General features: G+C 71.2%; 19 protein-coding genes. 10 read left to right on the top strand and 9 right to left on the bottom strand.

What is annotated here, in order from left to right; translation table 11 throughout:
• Window positions 1-63: 63 nt before the first annotated feature.
• A complete protein-coding gene (locus tag M4D54_RS04995; protein ID WP_193866528.1) occupies window positions 64-1,719 on the bottom strand; it encodes a DEAD/DEAH box helicase in 1,656 nt (551 codons plus the stop codon).
• A 456-nt stretch (window positions 1,720-2,175) separates the two neighbouring features.
• On the opposite strand from M4D54_RS04995, the gene M4D54_RS04990 reads away from it, so the two are divergent.
• Window positions 2,176-4,170, top strand: a complete 1,995-nt coding sequence (locus tag M4D54_RS04990) for a glycoside hydrolase family 2 protein (protein ID WP_259890552.1) — start codon at window positions 2,176-2,178, stop codon at window positions 4,168-4,170.
• Window positions 4,171-4,313: 143 nt separating this feature from the next.
• On the top strand, window positions 4,314-5,063 hold the full coding sequence (locus M4D54_RS04985) for a bifunctional 2-polyprenyl-6-hydroxyphenol methylase/3-demethylubiquinol 3-O-methyltransferase UbiG (protein ID WP_193866526.1): 750 nt from the start codon (window positions 4,314-4,316) through the stop codon (window positions 5,061-5,063).
• A 14-nt stretch (window positions 5,064-5,077) separates the two neighbouring features.
• Here M4D54_RS04985 and M4D54_RS04980 read toward each other — a convergent pair whose 3' ends face one another.
• Window positions 5,078-5,506 carry a TA system VapC family ribonuclease toxin gene (locus M4D54_RS04980; RefSeq protein ID WP_193866525.1) on the bottom strand — a complete coding sequence of 143 codons (429 nt, stop codon included), beginning with the start codon at window positions 5,504-5,506 and terminating at the stop codon, window positions 5,078-5,080.
• Window positions 5,499-5,729, bottom strand: coding sequence for a hypothetical protein (locus M4D54_RS04975; protein ID WP_193866524.1), 231 nt, complete (start codon window positions 5,727-5,729; stop codon window positions 5,499-5,501). Before M4D54_RS04975 ends, M4D54_RS04980 begins: the two co-directional genes overlap by 8 nt.
• A 49-nt stretch (window positions 5,730-5,778) precedes the next feature.
• Between M4D54_RS04975 and M4D54_RS04970 the strand changes: the two genes are divergently transcribed.
• Window positions 5,779-6,195 carry a zinc-binding dehydrogenase gene (locus tag M4D54_RS04970; RefSeq protein ID WP_259890549.1) on the top strand — a complete coding sequence of 139 codons (417 nt, stop codon included), beginning with the start codon at window positions 5,779-5,781 and terminating at the stop codon, window positions 6,193-6,195.
• Here M4D54_RS04970 and M4D54_RS04965 read toward each other — a convergent pair.
• Window positions 6,179-7,180, bottom strand: a complete 1,002-nt coding sequence (locus M4D54_RS04965; protein ID WP_259890547.1) for a GNAT family N-acetyltransferase — start codon at window positions 7,178-7,180, stop codon at window positions 6,179-6,181. The two genes, M4D54_RS04970 and M4D54_RS04965, sit on opposite strands and share 17 nt — an antisense overlap.
• A 158-nt stretch (window positions 7,181-7,338) precedes the next feature.
• On the opposite strand from M4D54_RS04965, the gene M4D54_RS04960 reads away from it, so the two are divergent.
• The 6 genes from M4D54_RS04960 to M4D54_RS04935 all read left to right on the top strand — a co-directional run bounded on the left by M4D54_RS04960 (window position 7,339) and on the right by M4D54_RS04935 (window position 12,962).
• The gene (locus M4D54_RS04960; protein ID WP_193866523.1) at window positions 7,339-8,394 is read left to right on the top strand and encodes a ribonuclease HI family protein; all 1,056 of its coding nucleotides are present in this window, start codon (window positions 7,339-7,341) and stop codon (window positions 8,392-8,394) included.
• A gap of 163 nt (window positions 8,395-8,557) precedes the next feature.
• Window positions 8,558-9,061, top strand: a complete 504-nt coding sequence (locus M4D54_RS04955; protein WP_193866522.1) for a GntR family transcriptional regulator — start codon at window positions 8,558-8,560, stop codon at window positions 9,059-9,061.
• Complete coding sequence (locus tag M4D54_RS04950) at window positions 9,058-9,951, top strand: ABC transporter ATP-binding protein (RefSeq protein ID WP_193866521.1); 894 nt, start codon at window positions 9,058-9,060, stop codon at window positions 9,949-9,951. Before M4D54_RS04955 ends, M4D54_RS04950 begins: the two co-directional genes overlap by 4 nt.
• On the top strand, window positions 9,948-10,706 hold the full coding sequence (locus tag M4D54_RS04945; RefSeq protein ID WP_193866520.1) for a hypothetical protein: 759 nt from the start codon (window positions 9,948-9,950) through the stop codon (window positions 10,704-10,706). Before M4D54_RS04950 ends, M4D54_RS04945 begins: the two co-directional genes overlap by 4 nt.
• 331 nt (window positions 10,707-11,037) lie before the next feature.
• The gene (locus M4D54_RS04940) at window positions 11,038-12,405 is read left to right on the top strand and encodes a DUF418 domain-containing protein (protein WP_259890546.1); all 1,368 of its coding nucleotides are present in this window, start codon (window positions 11,038-11,040) and stop codon (window positions 12,403-12,405) included.
• A complete protein-coding gene (locus tag M4D54_RS04935; RefSeq protein ID WP_193866518.1) occupies window positions 12,402-12,962 on the top strand; it encodes a DUF4031 domain-containing protein in 561 nt (186 codons plus the stop codon). Before M4D54_RS04940 ends, M4D54_RS04935 begins: the two co-directional genes overlap by 4 nt.
• Window positions 12,963-13,052: 90 nt before the next feature.
• On the opposite strand, the gene M4D54_RS04930 is transcribed toward M4D54_RS04935, so the two are convergent.
• The 5 genes from M4D54_RS04930 to M4D54_RS04910 all read right to left on the bottom strand — a co-directional run bounded on the left by M4D54_RS04930 (window position 13,053) and on the right by M4D54_RS04910 (window position 18,559).
• Window positions 13,053-14,630: a HAMP domain-containing sensor histidine kinase gene (locus M4D54_RS04930; protein ID WP_193866517.1), complete on the bottom strand. Its 1,578-nt coding sequence runs from the start codon at window positions 14,628-14,630 to the stop codon at window positions 13,053-13,055.
• Between the two features lie 3 nt (window positions 14,631-14,633).
• Window positions 14,634-15,347, bottom strand: coding sequence for a response regulator transcription factor (locus M4D54_RS04925; protein ID WP_193866516.1), 714 nt, complete (start codon window positions 15,345-15,347; stop codon window positions 14,634-14,636).
• An 89-nt stretch (window positions 15,348-15,436) separates the two neighbouring features.
• Entirely contained in the window at window positions 15,437-16,006 is a 570-nt protein-coding gene (locus M4D54_RS04920) for a lipopolysaccharide assembly LapA domain-containing protein (protein WP_193866515.1), read from the bottom strand.
• Between the two features lie 140 nt (window positions 16,007-16,146).
• Window positions 16,147-17,799, bottom strand: a complete 1,653-nt coding sequence (locus M4D54_RS04915) for a DNA repair helicase XPB (RefSeq protein ID WP_193866514.1) — start codon at window positions 17,797-17,799, stop codon at window positions 16,147-16,149.
• A 55-nt stretch (window positions 17,800-17,854) separates the two neighbouring features.
• Window positions 17,855-18,559, bottom strand: a complete 705-nt coding sequence (locus tag M4D54_RS04910; RefSeq protein WP_259890545.1) for a hypothetical protein — start codon at window positions 18,557-18,559, stop codon at window positions 17,855-17,857.
• Window positions 18,560-19,014: 455 nt separating this feature from the next.
• Between M4D54_RS04910 and gndA the strand changes: the two genes are divergently transcribed.
• Entirely contained in the window at window positions 19,015-20,586 is a 1,572-nt protein-coding gene (gndA, locus tag M4D54_RS04905; RefSeq protein ID WP_259890542.1) for an NADP-dependent phosphogluconate dehydrogenase, read from the top strand.
• Window positions 20,587-20,603: the final 17 nt, after the last annotated feature.

The following is a 20,603-nucleotide window of genomic DNA, read 5'->3' as shown; positions in this document are numbered from 1 at the left end:
GTGCGCGCGGTGGAACGCTACCGGGTCGGAGCAGGATGCGCCCCGTCCTCGCTCATGATCGGATCAGCGCGAGCGTCGACCGGAGGAGAACGCGGCCAGGCCACCGCCGGCGCCCGGGGAGGATGTCGAGTACGCGGTACCGCCGGAGCGCCCCGAGCCCGAGCGGCCATCACCGGAGCGCCCCGAGCCCGAGCGGCCATCACCGGAGCGCCCGGCACCGCCGGAGCGGCCGGCGCCGGAACGACCCGCACGGTCACCGGGGCGACCGCCGCCGGAGCGCCCGGATCCGGACCCGCCGGCCTCTGCGTCGGGACGAGCCGAACCGCCGCCGGAGCGCCCGGATCCGGACCCGCCGGCCTCTGCGTCGGGACGAGCCGAACCGCCGCCGGAGCGACGCCGACCCTGACCGCCACCGGCATTGCCGCCGTTGACTCCACGGCCACCGTTGCCGCGGCCTGCGCCGGAGCGTCGACCGCCACCGGTGCCACGAACCGCGCCGCCACGCTCGCCGGGCTCCTGCACCGGAGTGCGATCGGGCACCTCGCCCAGTACGCGCTCCCCGGGCGCGAGGCGCTGTAGCACCTCGGCGCCGGCGCGCACTGCGGAGTGCACCTGGGGGCGGATCTTCGCGGCCCGCATCAGGGAGCTCACATCACCGCGCTGGTCCGGCGTCTGCACCGTGATCACGGTGCCCGCCTCGCCCGCGCGGGCGGTGCGGCCCGAGCGGTGCAGGTATGCCTTGTGCTCCACGGGCGGATCGGCGTGCACCACCAGGGACACCTCGTCCACGTGGATCCCGCGGGCGGCGATGTCGGTGGAGACCAGGGTGGTGGCCCCGCCGGACCCGAAGGCCTCCAGGTTGCGGGTGCGTGCGCCCTGGGAGAGGTTGCCGTGCAGCTCCACGGCGTCCACGCCGCTCTGCACCAGCTTCTTGGTCAGCTTCTTCGCCCCGTACTTGGTGCGTGTGAACAGGATGGTGCGGCCGGGTGCGGAGGCCAGGTCCAGCAGCACATCGAAGCGGTCGTCCGCGCTCACCTCGAGCACGTGGTGCTCCATCTTCGTGACCGTGGCGGTGGCCGGATCGGCCTCATGGGTGACGGGGGAGTGCAGGTACTGCTTGACCAACGTGCCCACTCCGGCGTCCAGGGTGGCGGAGAACAGCATGCGCTGGCCCTTGGAGGGGGTCTTGTCCATGATGCGGCGCACCATCGGCAGGAAGCCCATGTCGGCCATGTGGTCGGCCTCGTCCAGCACCGTGATCTCGATGGCGGAGAGGTCGGCGTGGCCCTGGCCCATCAGGTCCAGCAGGCGGCCGGGGCACGCGATCAGCACGTCGAGCCCGCGCTCGAGCGCGTCCACCTGGGGCTTCTGGCCGACACCGCCGAACACGGTGGCGGTGCGCAGCCCGGTGGCCTTCGCCAGCGGGGCGAGGGACTCGGCGATCTGGGCGGCCAGCTCGCGGGTGGGGGCCAGCACCAGGGAGCGCGGCTTGCGCGGGCTGCGCTTGCGGGCGCTCTCCTGCAGGCGCGCCACCAGGGGCAGCAGGAAGGCGTAGGTCTTGCCGGAGCCGGTGCGGCCGCGGCCCAGCACGTCCCGGCCGGCGAGGGAGTCAGGCAGGGTGGCTGCCTGGATGGGGGTGGGGGAGGTGATGCCGAGGGGCGCGAGCGCGTCGCTCAGCACGGAGGGCACGCCGAGGCGCGCGAAATCAGAGGAAAGCACAGAGGGATCCGTTCATCAAGAGTGGGTTCGCCGGGGCGCGTGCGTCGCAGTCACCGGAGGTCCCGGTGTGCGGAATGCTGCGCGGCCGGCGGAGACAGGGCCCGTCCTTCGGGCACGTCACCGATCACGGGGATCGGGATGGGTCTCCGCGGCAGGTCGTCGCGGCGAGATTCGACGGCGACCGTCACCGCCCACCGTACGCCCTCGAGGCCGTACGAGCGTGATCCGGGCCCTGGAATGTGACCCAGACGCGTGCTCAGCGCGCGAACGCGATCACTGCCCGCCTCCCAGGCCCGCATTGGCCACCGCCCTGCTTGGGGCTGGGGCGAACGGTGGGATTCCCAACCAGGAATTCCTGATCACTGGCACAGAACATGGCAGATGGTCTCGAGGTCGGGCATCAACTGCGCTTGACTGGACACATCCCCGATCAGCGCCGACCCCGAGGAGTCCCCCGTGCGCGCCACCGACACCGCACCCGATCCGGCCGCCCTGCCCGAGAAGCTCTCCGCGCTGTTCGCCCGCGCCGAGGAGCTGGCCGGGCACCTCGACGGGCCGCCGTCGGCCGCCAGTCCCGGCGACGCGGCCGGCGAACTGCCCCGACCCGAGCATCCACGCCCCCAGTTCCACCGCCCCACCTGGCTGAGCCTCAACGGCAGCTGGCAGTTCGAGATCGACCAGGGCGACTCCGGCCGTGAGCGGGGCCTGCTGGACCGCGAGCTGGACTCCCGGATCCTGGTGCCCTTCGCTCCGGAGACCACGGCCTCCGGCATCGGGAACAGGGACTTCCTGGAGGCCGTGTGGTATCGCCGCACCGTCACCGTTCCGGCCGACTGGGAGGGCCTGCGCCCGATCCTGCGCTTCGAGGCTGTGGACCACGAGGCCACCGTGTGGGTCAACGGCACCGAGGTGGCCCGCCACCGCGGCGGCTTCACCCCCTTCAGCGCCGACCTCTCCACCCTGGAGGGTGTGGGCGCAGGCTCCGAGCTGACCATCGTGGTGCGGGCCCGCGACCCGCACGACGTGGCCCAGGCCCGCGGCAAGCAGTCCACCTGGTTCCACGCCACCCACGCCAGCTACCACCGCACCACCGGCATCTGGCAGACGGTGTGGCTCGAGGGCGTGCCGGCCGACGAGATCCGCTCCCTGCGCATCATCCCCTCGCTCGCCTCCGGTTCCTTCTCCATCGACGCGTCGCTGTCCCGCTCCACACCCGGCACCCGCCTCGAGGTGGTCGCGAGCGCCCCTGGTGGCCAGGAGGTGGCCCGCGCCGAGGTGCGTGCCGACCTCGACCTTGCTCCGCATCTGGAGCTGGTGATCCCCGCCGAGCACGTGCGGGTGTGGGGCCCGGGGGAGCCCGAGCTGTACGCCCTGGCGGTGCGCCTGCGGGATGCCGAGGGCGCCGTGCTGGACGAGGCGCGGTCCTACGCTGGCCTGCGCTCCACCTCATTGAACGGTCACGAGTTCCGCATCAACGGCCAGAAGGTGTTCCAGCGCCTGGTACTGGACCAGGGGTACTGGGAGCACACCTTCATGACCTCCCCCTCCGACGAGGCGATGACCACCGACATCCGCCTGGCCTACGAGGCAGGGTTCAACGGCGCCCGCCTGCACCAGAAGGTGTTCGAGCAGCGGATGCTGTTCTGGGCGGACCTGCACGGCTACCTCACCTGGGGCGAGTTCGGCGACTGGGGCGCCTCGGGCAAGGGCCCGATGGGTGACAACCAGCAGCCCACCGCCTCCTTCGTCGCTGAATGGGTGCAGGCCGTGGCCCGCGACATCAACCACCCCTCGATCATCGGCTGGTGCCCCCTGAACGAGACCCACCAGGTGCTGCACGATCGCCTCACCCAGCTCGATGACGTCACCCAGGCGATGTACGACGCCACCAAGCTGGCCGATCCCTCCCGTCCGGTGCTGGACGCCTCCGGCTACTCGCACCGGGTGCGTGGGGCCGACGTCTACGACTCCCACTCCTACGAGCAGGACGTCGAGGCGTTCCGTGCCGAGCAGGCGGGTCTGGCCGACGGCACCCCCTTCGTCAACCGGCGCGAGCTGGCCCCCGACGACATGCCGTTCGCCGATGGAGCCTTCTCCCTGGCCTACGCCGGCCAGCCCTACTTCGTCTCCGAGTACGGAGGCATCTGGTGGAACGAGGAGGAGGCCCGGCGTGCCGCCGAGGCCGCCGCCGGTGACCGCACCGGCAACGATCAGGCCGTGTCCTGGGGCTACGGGGAGCGGGTGCGCTCGGAGGAGGAGCTGTATGAGCGCTTCGAGGGCCTCACCCGGGTGCTGCTCGAGGATCCGCTGATGTTCGGCTACTGCTACACGCAGATGACCGACGTGTTCCAGGAGAAGAACGGCATCGTGGACTTCGAACGCGGCCGCAAGCTGGACCTGGCCCGCCTGCGGGCGGTCCAGGAGAACCGCGCCGCCTACGAGGAGGACTGACCGAGCGCGAGCCCGGGCCCGGCGTGGGGAGCCGGTCTCCGACGGGGCCGGCCCCGTTCCCGCCGCCGTGCGGTCCCGGTCGCGCACGTCGGCTGCCCGCAAAAACCCGTGACCGATCGAGCCGCCGAGGCCAGGATGGAGGCATGATCGATCAATCGCGCCTCTGGGACGAACATGCCGCCGCGACCTACGACACTCCCGGTGAGGGCATGTTCGCCGCCGAGGTGCTGGAGCCGACGGTGGCACTGCTGTCCGAGCTCGCCGCTGGCGGGCGCGCCCTCGAGCTCGCGATCGGCACCGGGCGGGTCGCGATCCCGCTGCGGGAGGCAGGCGTCGAGGTGGCAGGCATCGAGCTGTCCGAGGCCATGATCGACCGGCTGCGGGAGAAGGTCGACGCCGCCACCATCCCCGTCGTCCAGGGTGACATGACCACCGCGACGGCGGGGGAGGGATTCACTCTCGCCTACCTGGTGTTCAATACCATCTCCAACCTGCTCACCCAGGAGCAGCAGGTGGAGTGCTTCCGCAACGCCGCCCGGCACCTCGCCCCTGGCGGGCGTTTCGTGGTCGAGCTGTGGGTGCCCCAGCTGCGTTCGCTGGCCCCCGGCCACGGCGGCACCGTGGAGGTCTCCGAATCCGGGTACCTGCTGGTCGACACCTACGACACCCTCGCCCAGCTCGTCGTCTCCCACCATGTCCGCTTCGATCCGCAGGTGGACGGCAGTCGCGAGGCCCAGCTCGCCCGCACCCCGCATCGCTACGTGTGGCCTGCTGAACTGGACCTGATGGCGCAGCTGGCCGGGTTCGAGTTCGAGCACCGGTACGCCGGGTTCGACCGCGCCGAGTTCACCGCCGAGTCGCGCAGCCACGTCTCCGTGTACCGCCGCGCCTGAACCCCGTGCGCGGCTCAGAGCACTCGGAGGTGCCGCTGGTCGCGGGCCGAGAGAGTGACGCCGATCCCCCGGTCGAAGGTCACCACGACGGCGCCGTGGCGCGCCGCCAGATTGACCAGGTGCACATCGGTGACCTGGCGGTGCCCCACGAGTCCTACGAGATCCACATTCGGTTCGAGCAGGGACGAGTCGTCGCGGAGGAACTGCCAATCGGGATGTCTCCGGATGCTCGACAATGAACGGAGTGCCACGGAGCCGGTGAGCTGGGTGCCCGTGATCCGTGGGTTCATCGCCAGTCGCAGAAGTCCGGATTCGGTGATCGGGGTGGTGGCGAACCCCGTGGTCCCCCGGAGCCACTCCACTGCCTGCTCATGATGCGTGTGCCCAGGGTGAACCAGCGCGACGAGGACATTCACGTCCGGGAGATCGAGCGCCTCAGTCATCATCGAGGGCGTCGTCGACATCGGCGGTGGTGATCGTGTGCTGGGGGTCGACAGGGAGCATGACAATGCCCGCCATCACCGGGGCGGGAGCCTCACGACGTTCCGCATCCAGCCCGGAGAGCCCGAGCTTGGAGACCGCTGCACCGAGAGACGTGCCGTCGCGTCGAGCGCGGGCACGGGCCGCCGCCAGCAGGCGGTCGTCGAGGTCGAGAGTGGTTCGCATGAGCACCAGCATAGAAGGGCATCACGCATCACGCATCGGGTGATCGGCCGTGCACGATGTCGCCGAACGGATCCGTGACCTCACGGACGGCGGCGTGCAGGTGGCGCTCGACGCCCTGGGATCGGCGGCCACCGCCCGGGCCGGGATCGAGTCGCTGCGTCCCCGGGGCCGCCATGTGCAGGTGGGACTGCTGCTGGGGGAGGATGCCGAGCCGTCGCTGCCCATGGGCCGGGTGATCGCGCAGGAGCTGCAGATCCGGGGCAGCCACGGGCTGGCCGCCACCGAGTACGCCGAGATGCTCGCTGAGATCGCTCGCGGCACCTTGGACCTGAGCCGCACCGTGGGCCGGGTGATCGGGATTGCAGACCTGCCGAGCGCGATGGTGGCGATGGGATCTCCGCCCACCGCGGCCGGGATGACGGTGGCGCGCCTGGTGAGAGGCGCGCGGTTCACTCGGGCGGGGTGATCGGCTTCTCGTAGGTCGCCGAGACCTGGTGCACCGTGAAGCCGAGCGACTCGTAGAGCCGGCCCGCCCCGGTGAGCGACTCGGAGTCCACCTCCAGTTCGGCCCGCTGGTAGCCGGCATCGGCAGCGGCCCGCAGGGAACGGGCGATCACCGCGCGGGCGATGCCCCGCCCGCGCGCCTCCGGCCGGGTCCCCACCAGGACCAGGTGCAGCACCGAGGGCTTGTGCTCCGAGGCCACCGCGTACCCCAGCACGGTGCCTTCCGGATCCACCGCCACCGCGGACTGCGCCGTCCGCGCCGTGTGGGCACTCCACCAGACCGCCCACTGCTCGAACGACGGGGCGGTGGAGCCCCAGTGGTCGGCGAAGGCCGCGACATGCGCCAGTCGCGTCGGCTCCCGGTGCTGCGGGCCCGGTGCGATGATCTCGACCCCGTCGACCTCGACCTCGGGCAGCGGGGTCCCGGTGAGGTCGAAGGCCATCTCGGACCACGAGCGGGCCCGTCGGTACCCGCGCCGCTCCAGGAGGGCACGGGCGTCCCGTCGGCCCCCTGGGCTGTACGGGTCCTGGCCGGCCGGGGCATCGATGCCCCCGAAGGCGCGGAAGTGCGCAGGGCGACCGGGATGGCGCTCGGTCGCGAGCTGGGCGCCCCGCCGTTCTGTGAGCTCCAGGATCCGGGTGCCGATGCCGCCCCGGCGATGCTCGGGGGCGACCCCGCCGCTGACCCCCGTGCGCACGCGCCCATCACGGTCGGTGCTGATGGAGACGCTCACGGCGCCGTACGCCACGAGCTCGTCACCATCACGCACGGCGACGGTGTCGGCCTGCAGATCCAGCCCCGGCATCGTGAGCCATTCACGCATGCTGGGCTCGTCGGCCACCTGCTCGTCGCCGTCATGGATGTGGATCCGGTTCGCCAGCGCGGCGAGCGCCCCGGCATCCTCCGGGCGCAGCGAGGTCCAGGTCAGGGGGGAAGAGGTGCTCACCCCAGGATGGTACGCGGATCCGATGCCGCACGATCGATCCGGATCCGATGCCGCACGATCGATCCGGATCCGATGCCAGATCGATCCGTCGGGGCGCCCGCGCCCCGGGGCGACTGCGCGTCGCAGCGAGGCTGTCTGCCTGTGGAACCATGGCCACCATGACGATCACCGCTGCGGCCGACGGCTCCGCCCTCGGCAACCCCGGCCCGGCCGGCTGGGCCTGGTACATCGACGAGGACACGTGGCGGGCGGGCGGCTGGCCCCATGGCACCAACAACATGGGGGAGCTGAAGGCCGTGCTGGACCTGCTGGAGTCCACCGCGGAGGACGCCGATCAGCACCTGGTCATCCTGTGCGACAGCCAGTACGTCATCAACTCAGTCACGAAGTGGATGCCGGGCTGGAAGCGCAAGGGGTGGCGCAAGAAGGACGGCAAGCCAGTGATGAACGTCGAGCTGCTGCAGGCGATCGACCGTGCGCTCGCCGGCCGCAGCGTCGAGTTCGAATGGGTCAAGGGCCATTCCGGCCACGCCATGAACGAGGCCGCCGACAAGCGCGCCAACGCCGCCGCCACCGCCTACTCGAGGAACCAGGACCCGCAGATCGGGCCCGGCTACCGCGGAGCACCGCCGTCGGCCACCGCTGCGGGATCCGCGGCCCCGGAAAGCCCTGCCGGTTCCGCACGCCCAGCTGTCGCTCCCGAGGCCTCCGCATCCCCTGAGCGTTCCGGTCGCGATGGCTCTGCCGGTTCCGCGCGCAGGGCTCGCCCCACCCCGGTGGCTCCGGCCGACGACGATGACCTCTTCAGCCTCTTCGAGGACATCTCCGGGGGCCCGGGCCCCGCCTCCATCACCGCTGTGGATCCCGACGCCACCGCCTTCGAGCAGGTCACCACCCGCGAGCAGGCCCTGCTCACCGACATGGTGCGCTCGGACCCGCCCAGCGCCGCCGAGCTGCTGCACCCCTCCTTCGCGGAGATCGGGGCGAGCGGCCGCACGTACGACCGCGACGACATCCTCGCCGCCCTCGCACCCCTGCAGGGCGTGGAGTCCTCGGACTTCGTGGCCGATGAGCTCGCCCCCGGCGTGGTGCTGCTGCGCTACCGCACCACCGGCCCGCAGGGCAGTGCGGAGCGCAGCTCGATCTGGCTGCGGGAGGGCGATCGCTGGCTGCTGCGCCACCACCAGGGAACCCCGGTCGACGAGAACCGCTGAGCTTTCCTGCCGAGGGGTGCACAGTTGGCGGTGAGGGCGGGCCATTCCGCCAACTGAGCACCCCTCGAGCCCGCCTGCCGCGAACAAGGACCTTGACGCCCGCATCCCCCTACTGTCTATGCTGTCCATAGACAGTAGGTTCACCGATGATCCGGGGGGCAGGATGCACATCCATATCGACCCCTCCGCCTCCGAACCGATCTACGAGCAGATCCGGGTCGGTATCGCTGAGGCGATCGTCGCCGGTGACCTCGAGCCCGGTGAGCCTCTGCCGTCGATCCGTGCACTGGCCCGGGATTTGCGCGTCAGCGTCATCACCACCACCCGCGCCTACAACGAGCTGGTGAGCGACGGTCTGGTGGTCCCCCAACAGGGGCGGGGCGTGTTTGTGCGCGACCACCCCACCGGTGCCCTGCAGGGCCGAGCCCTGGCCAGGATCCGAGAGGCCTTGGACGACGCGGTCCGCACTGCCCGGATCACCGGGATCGACGCACAGGACCTGCACACCATGCTCGACGAGCGCCTCCACTCCGACGCCGGGATGGACCACCGCGCCGCCGCCGGCCCCGCAGCCACTTCCGGTCCCACAGGCACAGCCGGCCATGCAGCGACCTCCGGCCCCACGGCCCGCCAAGACCCCCGTGCAACGGACCAGGAGACCCCATGATCACCGACCTCGCCCCCGCCATCGCCGTGCAGGACCTCTCGGTGCACCTGCCCTCCCAGCGCCGCTTCGGCGGGGCGCCCCACCACGTGCTGCGCGGCATCGACGTCACGGTGCCGTCCGGACAGGTCACCGCACTGGTGGGCAGCAACGGCGCCGGCAAGACCACGCTGCTGCGCACCCTGTCCGGGGCGATCCGCCCCAGCGCCGGGTCCGTGACAGTGCTCGGCGACCCGATCGGGGGGCCGGAGGACGCCCTGCCTGCCGGGGTGGGCGTGGTTCCCGATCAGCCCTTCCAGCCGGACCACTGGTCGGCCGACGACATGGTGCGCATTCTGCGAAAGATGGAGCACCGGGTTGATGCCGCCGGTATCGGCCGCCGGCTGCGCCGCGCCGGCATCGATCCAGGCACGGCGATCAAGAAGCTCTCCGCAGGGCAGCGCACCCGCCTCGTGCTCTCCGTCGTGCTCGGTGCCGCACCCTCCCTGCTGCTGCTCGATGAGCCCTTCGCCCGGTTGGATCCCCTCGCCCGGGAGGACGTCCTGGACGAACTGCGCAGGCACCAGGCCGAGGGGGAGGATCGCGCCATCCTGCTGTCCACCCACGAGCTGGGCAGCCTCGAACGGTTCGTGGACCACGTGGTGCTGCTGCACGAGGGGAAGGTGCTGCTGGAGGGGCCCTTGCTCGACCTCGCCGATCAGCACCTCGTGGCCACCATCCCCATCGACCCCCTGCCGCCGATGCGCCTCCTCCGAGGGCACCGGCGCACGGGCGACGTGCTCGATGCGCTCGTCGCCACGGAGGACGCCGTGTTCCTGCCCGGCAACGCCTGCCTGCGCAGGGCCACCATCCAGGACGTCCTCACCTTCACCCTCCGGGAGGCAGCCCGATGAACCCCCTCGACACCGCCATCACCCCCGCCGCCCGCCGCGAACGCCCCACCGGGCCACTGCGCCGTGCCTTCGCCCTCGAGCACAAGCACCACTACGACCTCCTGGGCCTCTACGGGATCCTCGCCGTGGTCGTCATCCAGCTGAGCTGGTTCGCCGAGATCCACGTGGGCTTCGTCCTGATCCTGCTGGCCGCACGGGCGCCCTGCGACCTCGTGGGCCGGCGCCACGACGACGAGCGCCTGCTGCGCGCCTCCCTCGGCATCTCCCGCGCCGATGCGGTACGGACACGATTCCTCATGGTGCTGTGGTGTCAGGTGCTGCTCATGGCCGGTGCCGCGTGGAGCATCCTGGCTCGCGATTACGGGCCTGACGACCTTCACTGGAGCAGCTTCGCCTCTTCGCCCGGACCCGCAGCTCTCACCCTCCAGGATCATCTGGTGGACATCGGCCTGTGGGTTGCGGCGATCATGTGGGTCCATGCCCTTCTGGGTGGCGAGGCGAACCGCCCCGGGCGCGGCCCGGCAGGGGCACGCGCGATCGCCCTCTTCATCGGGGTCTCCATCATGGAGTGCATGCTGTTGATCGGAGTGTGGTGGCTGGTCCGGCTCCCCTTCGAGAACAGTCCGTCCGGAGGGGACATGACCTCCTTCGCGCAGACCAGCAGCACAGCTCAGCTGATCACCGTGGCCCTGGCCCTCGGCAGCGCGGTGCTGGTGCTCCTGTGGCGGCGACGCAGCTGGATCCGTCACGCCTGACCGGATCCACCCCGCGCGAGTCCGCCCCATGGTCGGATGGCGTACCGCGAATGGAGCCGAACAGCCGCGTCAACGCCGTGAAGCAACCGTTCGCCTCCGCTCGAGCACGCCCTCGCCTGCGTGCACTCGCATCCCCGCCTCGCTGGCCCAGCAGTGACCCTGTGGGACGATGACCGCCATGACCACCCCCGCAGTCGGCCCCGCCTCCGGGCGCCCGGCCGCACGGGGACGGCGCGGCCGGGTGACCTCGTCGTCGATGCGCGGGGCCGCCACGGGGCAACCCGCACCCAGGCCCTCGGCCGCGCGGGGTCCGACCGGTCCCGCGGCCTCCGTGCCGCTCACTCAGCGGGCAGGCGGCCCGGACCTGGCGCGTGGCCTGGCCCTGCTGGGCATCGCCATGGCCAACACCGTCGGCTGGCTTCACGGGACGCAGTGGACGGTGCTGCTCAAGCAGGCCGACGCCACCGTCGCCGACCGCATCGTCGACGTGATCGCCGCGCTCACCGTCGACAACCGCGGGTTCCCCCTGTTCGCCCTGCTGTTCGGGTACGGCATCGGAGTGCTCCACCGCCGCTCACTGGCGCGCGGGGAGCGCTCCCGCACCTTCCTGGTCCGGATGCTGCGCCGCCACCTGGTGCTGCTGGCCCTGGGCCTCGCCCACGGGATCCTGCTGTTCAGCGGGGACATCCTCGCCTCCTACGCGATCATCGGGATGCTGTGCGCCGTGCTGGTCAGCCGTCGCAGCCGCTGGCTGCTGCCGTTGGCCGTGCTCCTCACGGTGCCGCTGCTGGCCCCCTGGGGCTGGGCCGATGCCACCTACGGCTTGATCCCGGCCGACGGATACCCCGATGCGAGTGCGGCCACGTACATCGAAGGCCTCGAGATCCGGGCCGGGGACATGCTCTATGGCGTCGGCACCGCGCTGGTGATGGACCTCGGCCTGCTGGGGCCGATGGCCATCGGCGCCATCGCCGCTCGGATCCACCTGCTCGAACAGGTCACGCCCAACCGGGACCTGCTGCGGCCCATCACCGCAGGGGGCATCGCCGTGGGGCTGGCCGGCGCAGTGCCACTGACCGCGGTGCTGGTGGCAGACCCCCACCACGCGTGGTTCGCCTCGGAGGTGGGCCTCGGCATCCTCGGTGTGCTGCACCAGCTCACCGGAGTGGCCGGCGCGCTCGGTGCGGCCACGGGAGCCGCCCTCGTCGCCGATGCCGTGCGCGGCCCCGCCGATGCTGTACGCGACCCCGCCGATGCTGTGCGCGGCCCCGCCGATGCTGTGCGCGGCCCCGCTGATGCCGTGCGTGGCCACGCCGGCGAGAGCAGCCCCGAGCCGTCCCGTCGCAATCCGGTCGCCGTCGCTGTGCACGCCGTGGAAGCGCTCGGAGCGACGGCCCTGACCGCGTACGTCCTGCAGTCCGTCATCTTCCTGGCCCTGTACCCGCCCTACACGCTGGACCTCGGAGCACGCATCGGCTCGGCCTGGTCAGCGGTGATCGTGCTGGCCGGCTGGCTGGTGATGATCGTGCTCGCCTCCTGGCTGCGACGCGCGGGCAGGCGCGGCCCCCTGGAGTTCGTGCTGCGACGCCTGGCCGGATCCACCTCCCCCCGCGGGTCCGACCCGGGCAGCGCGGATGCTGCGAGCGTGGGCCCTTCGATCGCCGGATCCGCACACTCGGCCCTCGGGAGCCGCACATGACGGTCTACGCCGACACCCCGCTGTGGGGCAGGCACAGCACCCTGTGGGGCCACCTCATCTCCGACACCTCACTGGAGGAGCTGCACCGGGCGGCCGACCGGGCGGGCCTGCACCCGCGTGCCTTCGACCTGGACCACTACGACTGGCCCGCCTCCGCTCACCGCGACCTGGAACGGGCCGGGGCGGTGTTCGTCAACGGCCGCGAGCTCACCCGCATCCTCATCGCCTCCGGGCTGCGCATCCCCCTGGTGGACCGCCCGGCCGCCCGGGCCCGGCGCACCGCCGAGCACGCCGCCCAGCTGGGACTCGATCCGGCACCGCGGGACCTGATCGTGGGTCTGGTGGGCCATGTGGACCCGCTGCCCGACGAGCCCGGTGCCTACCGCCTCACCCGCGACGACCCCGCCGCAGCGCCGCGCATCGAGGCCCGGGACGAGACCGGTCGGGCCGCCGCAGAGGAGTTCCTGCGCCGGGCCGACGCGGCCGCGCGAGCATGCGGAGAGACCGGGTTCGTCGGCCAAGCGATGGACGTGGCTGCGGGCGTCGCTGCGGACTGACGGGTTCCTCGCACCGGTCTGTCAGGGCATCGTGCCCGGCTGTCAGGGGCATCGCGCCAGCTCGACCGGTATCTCGCCTGGAGCGGGCGCTCAGGTGTTCGGGGACGGAACGCTGGGGCTGGTGGGCAGGGTGAGCGCGCGCACCTGGTCCGGCTGCGCATGGTGCTCGGAGTCCACCTGAGCGCTGGGCAGCTCGACCCAGAACGTGCTGCCTCCGCCGGGCGTCTCCCGCACCCCGATCCGCCCCTGATGCTGCTCGACGATGGTCGCGGCGATCGACAGGCCCAGGCCCGCGCCGCCGCCCTGCGTGGCCGAGCGGGACCGCGACTCGTCCGTGCGGTAGAAGCGCTCGAACACCTTCTCCCGCTGCTCCTCGGAGATGCCGGGACCGTGATCGCGCACCTCGATCAGCGTGGTGCCGTGCTCCGTCGGCCCCACTGCCAGCTCCACCGGGGAGCCCTTGGGGGTGTGCCGGTTCGCGTTGCCCACCAGGTTCAGGATCACCTGACGCAGGGAGCTCTCGTGCCCCAGCACCCCGATGGGCACGTGGGGATGCATCGTCATCGGCGTCCCCGACAGGGAGGTCACCATGACACGGCGCCGGGGATCCAATGCCCGCAGGTCCTGAGCGGCGTCGAACAGGGCATCGGCCAGATCCACCGGGGCCACGTCCAGATCCGGCTTCTCGTCGAGCCTGGCCAGACGCAGCAGGCTCTCCACCAGGGAGCCCATGCGGCGGGCCTCGTCCTCGATGCGGCGCATGGCCTGGGCGACGTCCTCGTCGGTGCGCAGGGCACCCATCCGGTACAGCTCGCCGAAACCGCGGATGGCGGCCAGTGGGGTGCGCAGCTCATGGGAGGCATCGCCCACGAAGCGGCGCATCTTCGCCTCGGAGCGGGTTGCCCGCTCCTCCGACTCGGAGCGGGTGGCGAAGGACTGCTCGATGTGCACCAGCATCTCGTTGACCGACAGTGCCAGTGCGTGCACCTCGAGGCTGGTGTCGCTGACCGGGACGCGCCGCGAGAGGTTGCCCGCCGCGATCTGCGAGGCGGTGGCCTCGACGTCCTGCAGCGGCTCCAGGGAGCGATGGGTCATGTACCCACCCAGGCCCATTCCCACCAGCACCACCAGGGTGCCCACCAGCACGATGATCAGCGCCATCTCGTGCATGGTGCGGTCCACGCTCGTCAGGGGAAGCGCCACGTACATGCTGCCCATGTCCGGGCCGGTGCTGAGCACCACCGCCACGCGCCACCGGTTCTCGTTGGAGTCGACCACCGTGAAGGGACGACCGCCGCGGAGCACGATCTCCTCCTCCGTCAGATCGGGGAAGTCGATCGTCACGTCGCCGTCGCCGTGGTGGACGATCACGTTCTCGATGGAGCGGCCGTTGTGGTCGCGGATCTCCACCGCGTACTCCACGGGCGTGTACCCGGCGCTCTGGACGGCGTCGTCATCCCCGGCCAGCTCCAGCTGGGCCAGGGTGAGCATCTCGCTCATACCGGCGCGCAGGTCGTTGTCGACCGACTGGATCAGGGTGCGGTTCAGCAGGAACAGCGAAAGACTGCCGGTGATCGCCGTTCCGGTCACCAGCAGCAGGGAGATCAGCGCGACGATCCGCGTCCACAGCGACACGGGACGCTCGGGGCGCAGGGCGGGCAGCGCCACACCTCAGCCTTCGGCGGCACGCAGCACGTACCCGATGCCGCGCTTGGTGTGGATCATCGGCTCACCCACCACGTCGATCTTGCGGCGCAGGTAGGAGATGTAGGACTCGACGATCCCCACCTCGCCCGACCAGTCGTAGTCCCACACGTGGTCCAGGATCTGGGTCTTGGAGACCACCCTCCCGGCGTTCAGCATCAGGTAGCGCAGCAGCTTGAACTCGGTGGGGGACAGGTCGATCACCACATCGCCTCGGTGCACCTCGTGGGAGTCCTCGTCCAGCCGCAGGTCCCCGACCACCAGAGCGCTCTCCACCGCCGGATCCGCTCCGCCGTGGGTGCGTCGCAGCACTGCGCGGATGCGGGCCACGACCTCCTCCAGGCTGAACGGCTTGGTGACGTAGTCATCGCCGCCGACGGTCAGGCCGGCCACCTTGTCCTTGGTCTCGTCACGAGCGGTGAGGAACAGGATCGGGTACTGCTCGCCGCGGTCGCGCAGGCGCCGGGTCACGGTGAAGCCGTCCATGTCCGGCAGCATCACGTCCAGTACCACAAGATCCGGCTGGTGCTCGGTGGCGGCCTGGATCGCCTCGTTGCCGGTGGCGGCGGTGAACACCTCGAAGCCCGCGAAGCGCAACGACGTGGCCAGCAGGTCACGGATGTTCGGCTCGTCGTCGACGACGAGGAGGCGGGCCTCGTACTCCTGGTGCTCAGTGGTCATGGGTCAACCGTCCTCCGATCAGTTGGGAGTCAGCTGGACGTTCACTGTACGCGGTGCCGGGGGAGCGGCCCAGGGCCGGGGTCGCGGGGTCAGCGCACGGCGCGCTGGATCCTCTCCTGCTGGCGCCGCAGCTTGCGGATGGTCAGGCCCATCTGGATCATCCTCACCGATCCCACCAGCGCCATCACCAGCGCGCCGGCGATCGCAGCCAGCAGCATCGCCACACCCAGCGGCAGGTCGAACTCCGCGTTGAAGTACTGGAAGGTGGCGGTGACGTTGTTCTGGATCACGAAGATCAGCAGCAGGATCAGCACGATCGCGCCCAGGATCAGGGAGAGCCACACCGCCGCGGTCTTGCCGCCGCTGCGCGGCTCCGCGTCGAGAGCAGGATCGTGCGGGTCGCGGGCCGTGGGCGCCTCGCGATGATCGCGGTCGAGATCGCGGTCCGCGTCGCGACGATTGAGCTCGCTACGATCGAGATCACGACGGTCGGCGTCCTGGCGCTCGTCGCGAGGCCGGTCCTCGCTGCGACGGGGCTCGTCCCGGCGGTCGAGGTCCCGGGGGCGGTCATCGGGGTACGTGCCGCGGTCGCTCTCGGGGCCGCGCGTGACCGGACGGTCCAGGTGGTCACGTCCGCGGGGGTCGGATCCGGTGCTCATGCGGTGCTCCTCGGGGAAGAACGGGCGGCCACGCGGCCGAAGCGGTGCGTGCTGGCACCACTGTAGTCACCGGACCCGGCTCGGCCGCCATCGAACAGCCGCGCTCCCTCACCTGTCGGGCGAGGTGATGCGTCACGGCCTCAGGGCCCGTCTGCCTCCGCGAGGTCCTCCGCATCCACGATGCGGTAGGCGTAGCCCTGCTCGGCCAGGAAGCGCTGCCGGTTCGCGGCGAAGTCCTGGTCCTGGGTGTCTCGCACCACCACCGTGTAGAAGTGGGCGGAACGGCCGTCGGCCTTCGGGCGCAGCAGGCGGCCCAGCCGCTGCGCCTCCTCCTGGCGGGAGCCGAACGCTCCGCTGACCTGCACCGCCACGGATGCCTCCGGCAGGTCGATCGAGAAGTTCGCGACCTTGGAGACCACCAGGCGGTCGATCCGACCGGCGCGGAACGCGTCGAACAGCTCCTGTCGCCGCTTGACCGGGGTCCGCCCGGTGATCAGATCGGCGTCCAGTCGCTCGGCGATCTCCTCCAGCTGGTCGAGGTACTGGCCGATCACCAGCAGCGGCTCGCCCTGGTGGCGCCGGGCGATCGCCTCCACCACCGGGAGCTTCGCCGGGTGCGCCGCACCCAGCCGGGCCCGGTCCTCCGGCTCGGCCATGGCGTAGGCCATCCGGTCCGAGGCCGGCATCGCCACCCGCACCTCGGTGCAGTCCGCCGGTGCGATGTACCCCTGCGCCTCGATGTCCTTCCACGGGGCGTCGTACCGCTTCGGACCGATCAGGGAGAACACCTCACCCTCGCGGCCGTCCTCCCGCACCAGGGTCGCAGTCAGGCCCAGGCGCCTGCGGGCCTGCAGATCCGCGGTCATCCGGAACACGGGTGCGGGCAGCAGGTGCACTTCGTCGTACACGATCAGGCCCCAGTCCCTGGCGCTCATCAGCTCCAGGTGGGGGTGGACGCCCTTCCGCTTGGTGGTGAGCACCTGGTAGGTGGCGATGGTGATCGGCCGGATCTCCTTGGTGGCTCCGGAGTACTCGCCGATCTCCTCCTCGGTCAGGCTGGTGCGGCGCAGCAGCTCATCGCGCCACTGCCGTGCCGAGACCGTGGAGGTCACCAGGATCAGGGTGGTGCGCTCCATGGCGGCCATCGCCCCGGCTCCCACCAGGGTCTTGCCGGCGCCGCAGGGCAGCACCACCACGCCGCTGCCGCCGTGGCGGAACCCGTCGATCGCCTCGAGCTGGTAGGGGCGCAGCTCCCAGTCCTCATCGCGCAGGGCGATCGGGTGCGCCTCGCCGTCGACGTACCCGGCCAGGTCCTCCGCCGGCCAGCCCAGCTTCAGCAGCGCCTGCTTCAGCGCACCGCGCTGGGACGGGTGCACCGCTACCCGGTCGGGATCCAGCCTCTCGCCGAGCATGCCCTGAACCCGCTTGGAGCGCAGCACCTCCTCGAGCACGGCGCGGTCCAGGGCGCGCAGCACCAAGGAGTGCTGCGGGTCCGCGAGCAGCTGCAGGCGCCCGTAGCGGTCCATCGTGTCCGCCACGTCGATCAGCAGCGAGTGGGGGACTGTGTAGCGGGAGTTCTCCACCAGCGCCGCCACCACCGACTCCGCGTCGTACCCGGCGGCCCGGGCGTTCCACAGCCCCAGGTCGGTGATGCGGTAGGTGTGCACGTGCTCGGGCGCACGCTCCAGTTCGGCGAAGGGCGCGATCGCGGCCCGCGCCTGGGCCGCCCGCTCATGGGCGACCTCCAGCAGCAGGGACTTGTCGCTCTGGACGATCAGGGGGCCGTCGGTCATCGTGCCAGGCTACGCCGCGGCACGAGCCCGATGCCGGGATGCGGGGCGAGGGGGCTCAGGCCCGGGCGGGATCCGGCAGTTCGCGGCCGTGCAGGCGCTCGAACATGCCTAGCTGGAACAGCACGTAGAACGGGATCGTCACGATGATCGGCAGCACGAACATGCCGGCCGCCGAGCCCACCACGCTCAGGACAAGCCACGCCACGATCGTCGTGCCCAGGTTCGCGCGCACCAGCGCCACGCTCTGCTTGATCGCCTCGACGGGGGAGGCACCGCGGGCGGAGGCCGGGATCGCGAAGAACAGCAGCACCGAGGCGATCAGGCCCGGGATGTAGAACAGCAGTGAACCGATCAGGGTGATCACGCCCACCAGCAGGGCGGTGAGGATGATCCGCATCGGACCGACCATGGCCTGCCCGAGGGTGGGGCGAGCGCCCTCCACGACCACCTCGGCGGCCCGCCCGGCACCGGATTCCCACAGCAGTGCGACCGGGATCAGCGGCAGCATCATCCCGAACAACACCGCGTAGAACACGAGCAGCTCCCGCAGCGGGACCTGCTCGGGATCCGGGGACTGCGAGACCATCCCGGCCAGCACGATCACCGCCACGACGACGGCGGCGATCCCCAGCACGATCAGCACGACCGTGTAGAGAAGACCGGAGACCAGGTACGCCACGGGGTTGCGGAGCACAGCGTTGCCGGCGAACCGCAGAGCGGCACCCAGATCGGAGGCCAGATCCGTTCCGGGTGGAGGCACGACACCGGCCGGGCCCTGCCCCGCCGGTGCGGAGTGCGCAGTCGCCTGCGGATGCGAGGCGTCGGCATGGGAGTCGGGCTGGACTGCGGGGTCGGACGGCGCGGGCCAGGCCCGCGGCTGAGGCGCGGGGGAGGGCGACGGCACATGGGAAGTCATCGCGACGAATCTCCTGGAGGACAGCGGCCAGGCGCGAGCCGGGACCGGTGGACTGATCACCATCACGGTAGTGGCCCTTCGTCGCTGCCCGGCACCACCGAGGGTCGATCAGGAGGATGCCTGAAGTCGACCCTTTCTCCCTTCCACGCGTGCCCGACGGTGCGGGGTTGCCGGTCCTTGCCCTCGACCCCGTGCGGAATCGCCCCTCCTCTCTAGAATGGGCAGCGGTGATCCGCGCTCCGAGCGCCCCGCCCGCGGGCGTCGGCCCGGATCGACAGCCCCCGACCCGAGGAGTTCCCATGGCATCCTTCGCACCCTCACCCGCCGACGTCGCCGACATCGGTGTGACCGGCATGGCCGTGATGGGCTCGAACCTGGCCCGCAACCTTGCCCGCAACGGCTTCAAGGTCGCCGTCCACAACCGCTCCGTCGGCAAGACCGAGAAGGTCATCGCCGACCACGGATCCGACGGCGAGTTCTACCCCTCGGAGTCGATGGCCGACTTCGTGGCCTCCCTGCAGAAGCCCCGCGTGGCGATCATCATGGTCAAGGCCGGCAAGCCCACCGACGCCGTGATCGACGAGCTGGCCTCCCTGATGGACGAGGGCGACATCATCGTCGATGCCGGCAACGCCCTGTTCACCGACACCCGCCGCCGCGAGGCCGCCCTGCGCGAGAAGGGCCTGCACTTCGTGGGCTCGGGCGTCTCCGGGGGTGAGGAGGGCGCCCTGAACGGGCCCTCGATCATGCCTGGCGGCACCAAGGAGTCCTACGACCGCCTGGGCCCGATGTTCGAGAAGATCTCCGCGCACGTGGACGGCGAGCCCTGCTGCACCCATGTCGGTGCGGACGGCGCCGGCCACTTCGTGAAGATGGTGCACAACGGCATCGAGTACGCCGACATGCAGGTGATCTCCGAGGCCTACGACATGATGTCCAAGGCCCTGGGCATGAGCGCCCCGGAGATCGGCGAGGTCTTCGCCGAGTGGAACAAGGGGGACCTGGAGTCCTTCCTGATCGAGATCACCGCCGAGGTGCTGGCCCACACCGACGCCGACACCGGCAAGCCCTTCGTGGACGTGATCCTGGACCGCGCCGCCCAGAAGGGCACCGGCGCCTGGACCGTGCAGACCGCCCTGGACCTCGGCGTCCCGGTCACCGGCATCGCCGAGGCCACCTTCGCCCGCTCCGTCTCCGGTTCGGTGCCGCAGCGCGAGGCCGGTCAGGCCGTGCTGCCCGCGCAGGCGCAGGCCCCCGAGATCGCCGATCGCGCCCAGTTCATCGACGACCTGCAGAAGGCGCTGTACGCAGCGAAGCTGGTCTCCTACTCGCAGGGCTTCGACGAGATCGCCAAGGGCGCCGAGGAGTACGGCTGGGACATCACCCTGGGCGACATGGCCCGCATCTGGCGGGGCGGCTGCATCATCCGGGCACGCTTCCTGGACCGCATCACCGAGGCCTACGAGCGCACCCCGGATCTGGCCCTGCTGCTGGCCGACGAGTACTTCACCACCGAGATCACCAAGTGCATCCCGGCCTGGCGCCGCGTGGTGGCCTACGCCGCCACCGCCGGGTACCCGGTGCCCGTGTTCGCCTCGACCCTGTCGTACTACGACGCGGTGCGGGCCGAGCGCCTGCCTGCCGCCCTGGTGCAGGCCCAGCGCGACTACTTCGGTGCCCACACCTACCAGCGTGTGGACGCCGAGGGCACCTACCACGTGGAGTGGTCCGAGGATCGCCGACAGACCCGCCAGGACTCCGACCAGCACGGCGTGACCCACGGCATCGTGGACCGCGAGGCCGGTGAGGACGTGAAGGCCGAGTCCGCCGACGGCGCGGGGCAGACCGAGAGCCAGGGCTCCTCCCGCTGAGCCTGCCCGCTCCCCCA

Origin of the sequence: Brachybacterium sp. p3-SID1565 (assembly GCF_025143785.1) — a bacterium.
Lineage (GTDB): Bacteria > Actinomycetota > Actinomycetes > Actinomycetales > Dermabacteraceae > Brachybacterium > Brachybacterium epidermidis.
The sequence above is the reverse complement of the archived record's forward strand: the minus strand, read 5'-3'. Positions and strand labels throughout refer to the sequence as shown.

What these genes read in the sequence shown, in the direction of transcription:
- M4D54_RS04985 (WP_193866526.1), top strand. Translation starts at nt 4,314, where the DNA reads ATGATCGATCAATCGCGCCTCTGGGACGAACATGCCGCCGCGACCTAC.
- M4D54_RS04980 (WP_193866525.1), bottom strand. Translation starts at nt 5,506, where the DNA reads ATGACTGAGGCGCTCGATCTCCCGGACGTGAATGTCCTCGTCGCGCTG.
- M4D54_RS04975 (WP_193866524.1), bottom strand. Translation starts at nt 5,729, where the DNA reads ATGCGAACCACTCTCGACCTCGACGACCGCCTGCTGGCGGCGGCCCGT.
- M4D54_RS04960 (WP_193866523.1), top strand. Translation starts at nt 7,339, where the DNA reads ATGACGATCACCGCTGCGGCCGACGGCTCCGCCCTCGGCAACCCCGGC.
- M4D54_RS04955 (WP_193866522.1), top strand. Translation starts at nt 8,558, where the DNA reads ATGCACATCCATATCGACCCCTCCGCCTCCGAACCGATCTACGAGCAG.
- M4D54_RS04950 (WP_193866521.1), top strand. Translation starts at nt 9,058, where the DNA reads ATGATCACCGACCTCGCCCCCGCCATCGCCGTGCAGGACCTCTCGGTG.
- M4D54_RS04945 (WP_193866520.1), top strand. Translation starts at nt 9,948, where the DNA reads ATGAACCCCCTCGACACCGCCATCACCCCCGCCGCCCGCCGCGAACGC.
- M4D54_RS04935 (WP_193866518.1), top strand. Translation starts at nt 12,402, where the DNA reads ATGACGGTCTACGCCGACACCCCGCTGTGGGGCAGGCACAGCACCCTG.
- M4D54_RS04925 (WP_193866516.1), bottom strand. Translation starts at nt 15,347, where the DNA reads ATGACCACTGAGCACCAGGAGTACGAGGCCCGCCTCCTCGTCGTCGAC.
- M4D54_RS04920 (WP_193866515.1), bottom strand. Translation starts at nt 16,006, where the DNA reads ATGAGCACCGGATCCGACCCCCGCGGACGTGACCACCTGGACCGTCCG.
- M4D54_RS04915 (WP_193866514.1), bottom strand. Translation starts at nt 17,799, where the DNA reads ATGACCGACGGCCCCCTGATCGTCCAGAGCGACAAGTCCCTGCTGCTG.
- gndA (WP_259890542.1), top strand. Translation starts at nt 19,015, where the DNA reads ATGGCATCCTTCGCACCCTCACCCGCCGACGTCGCCGACATCGGTGTG.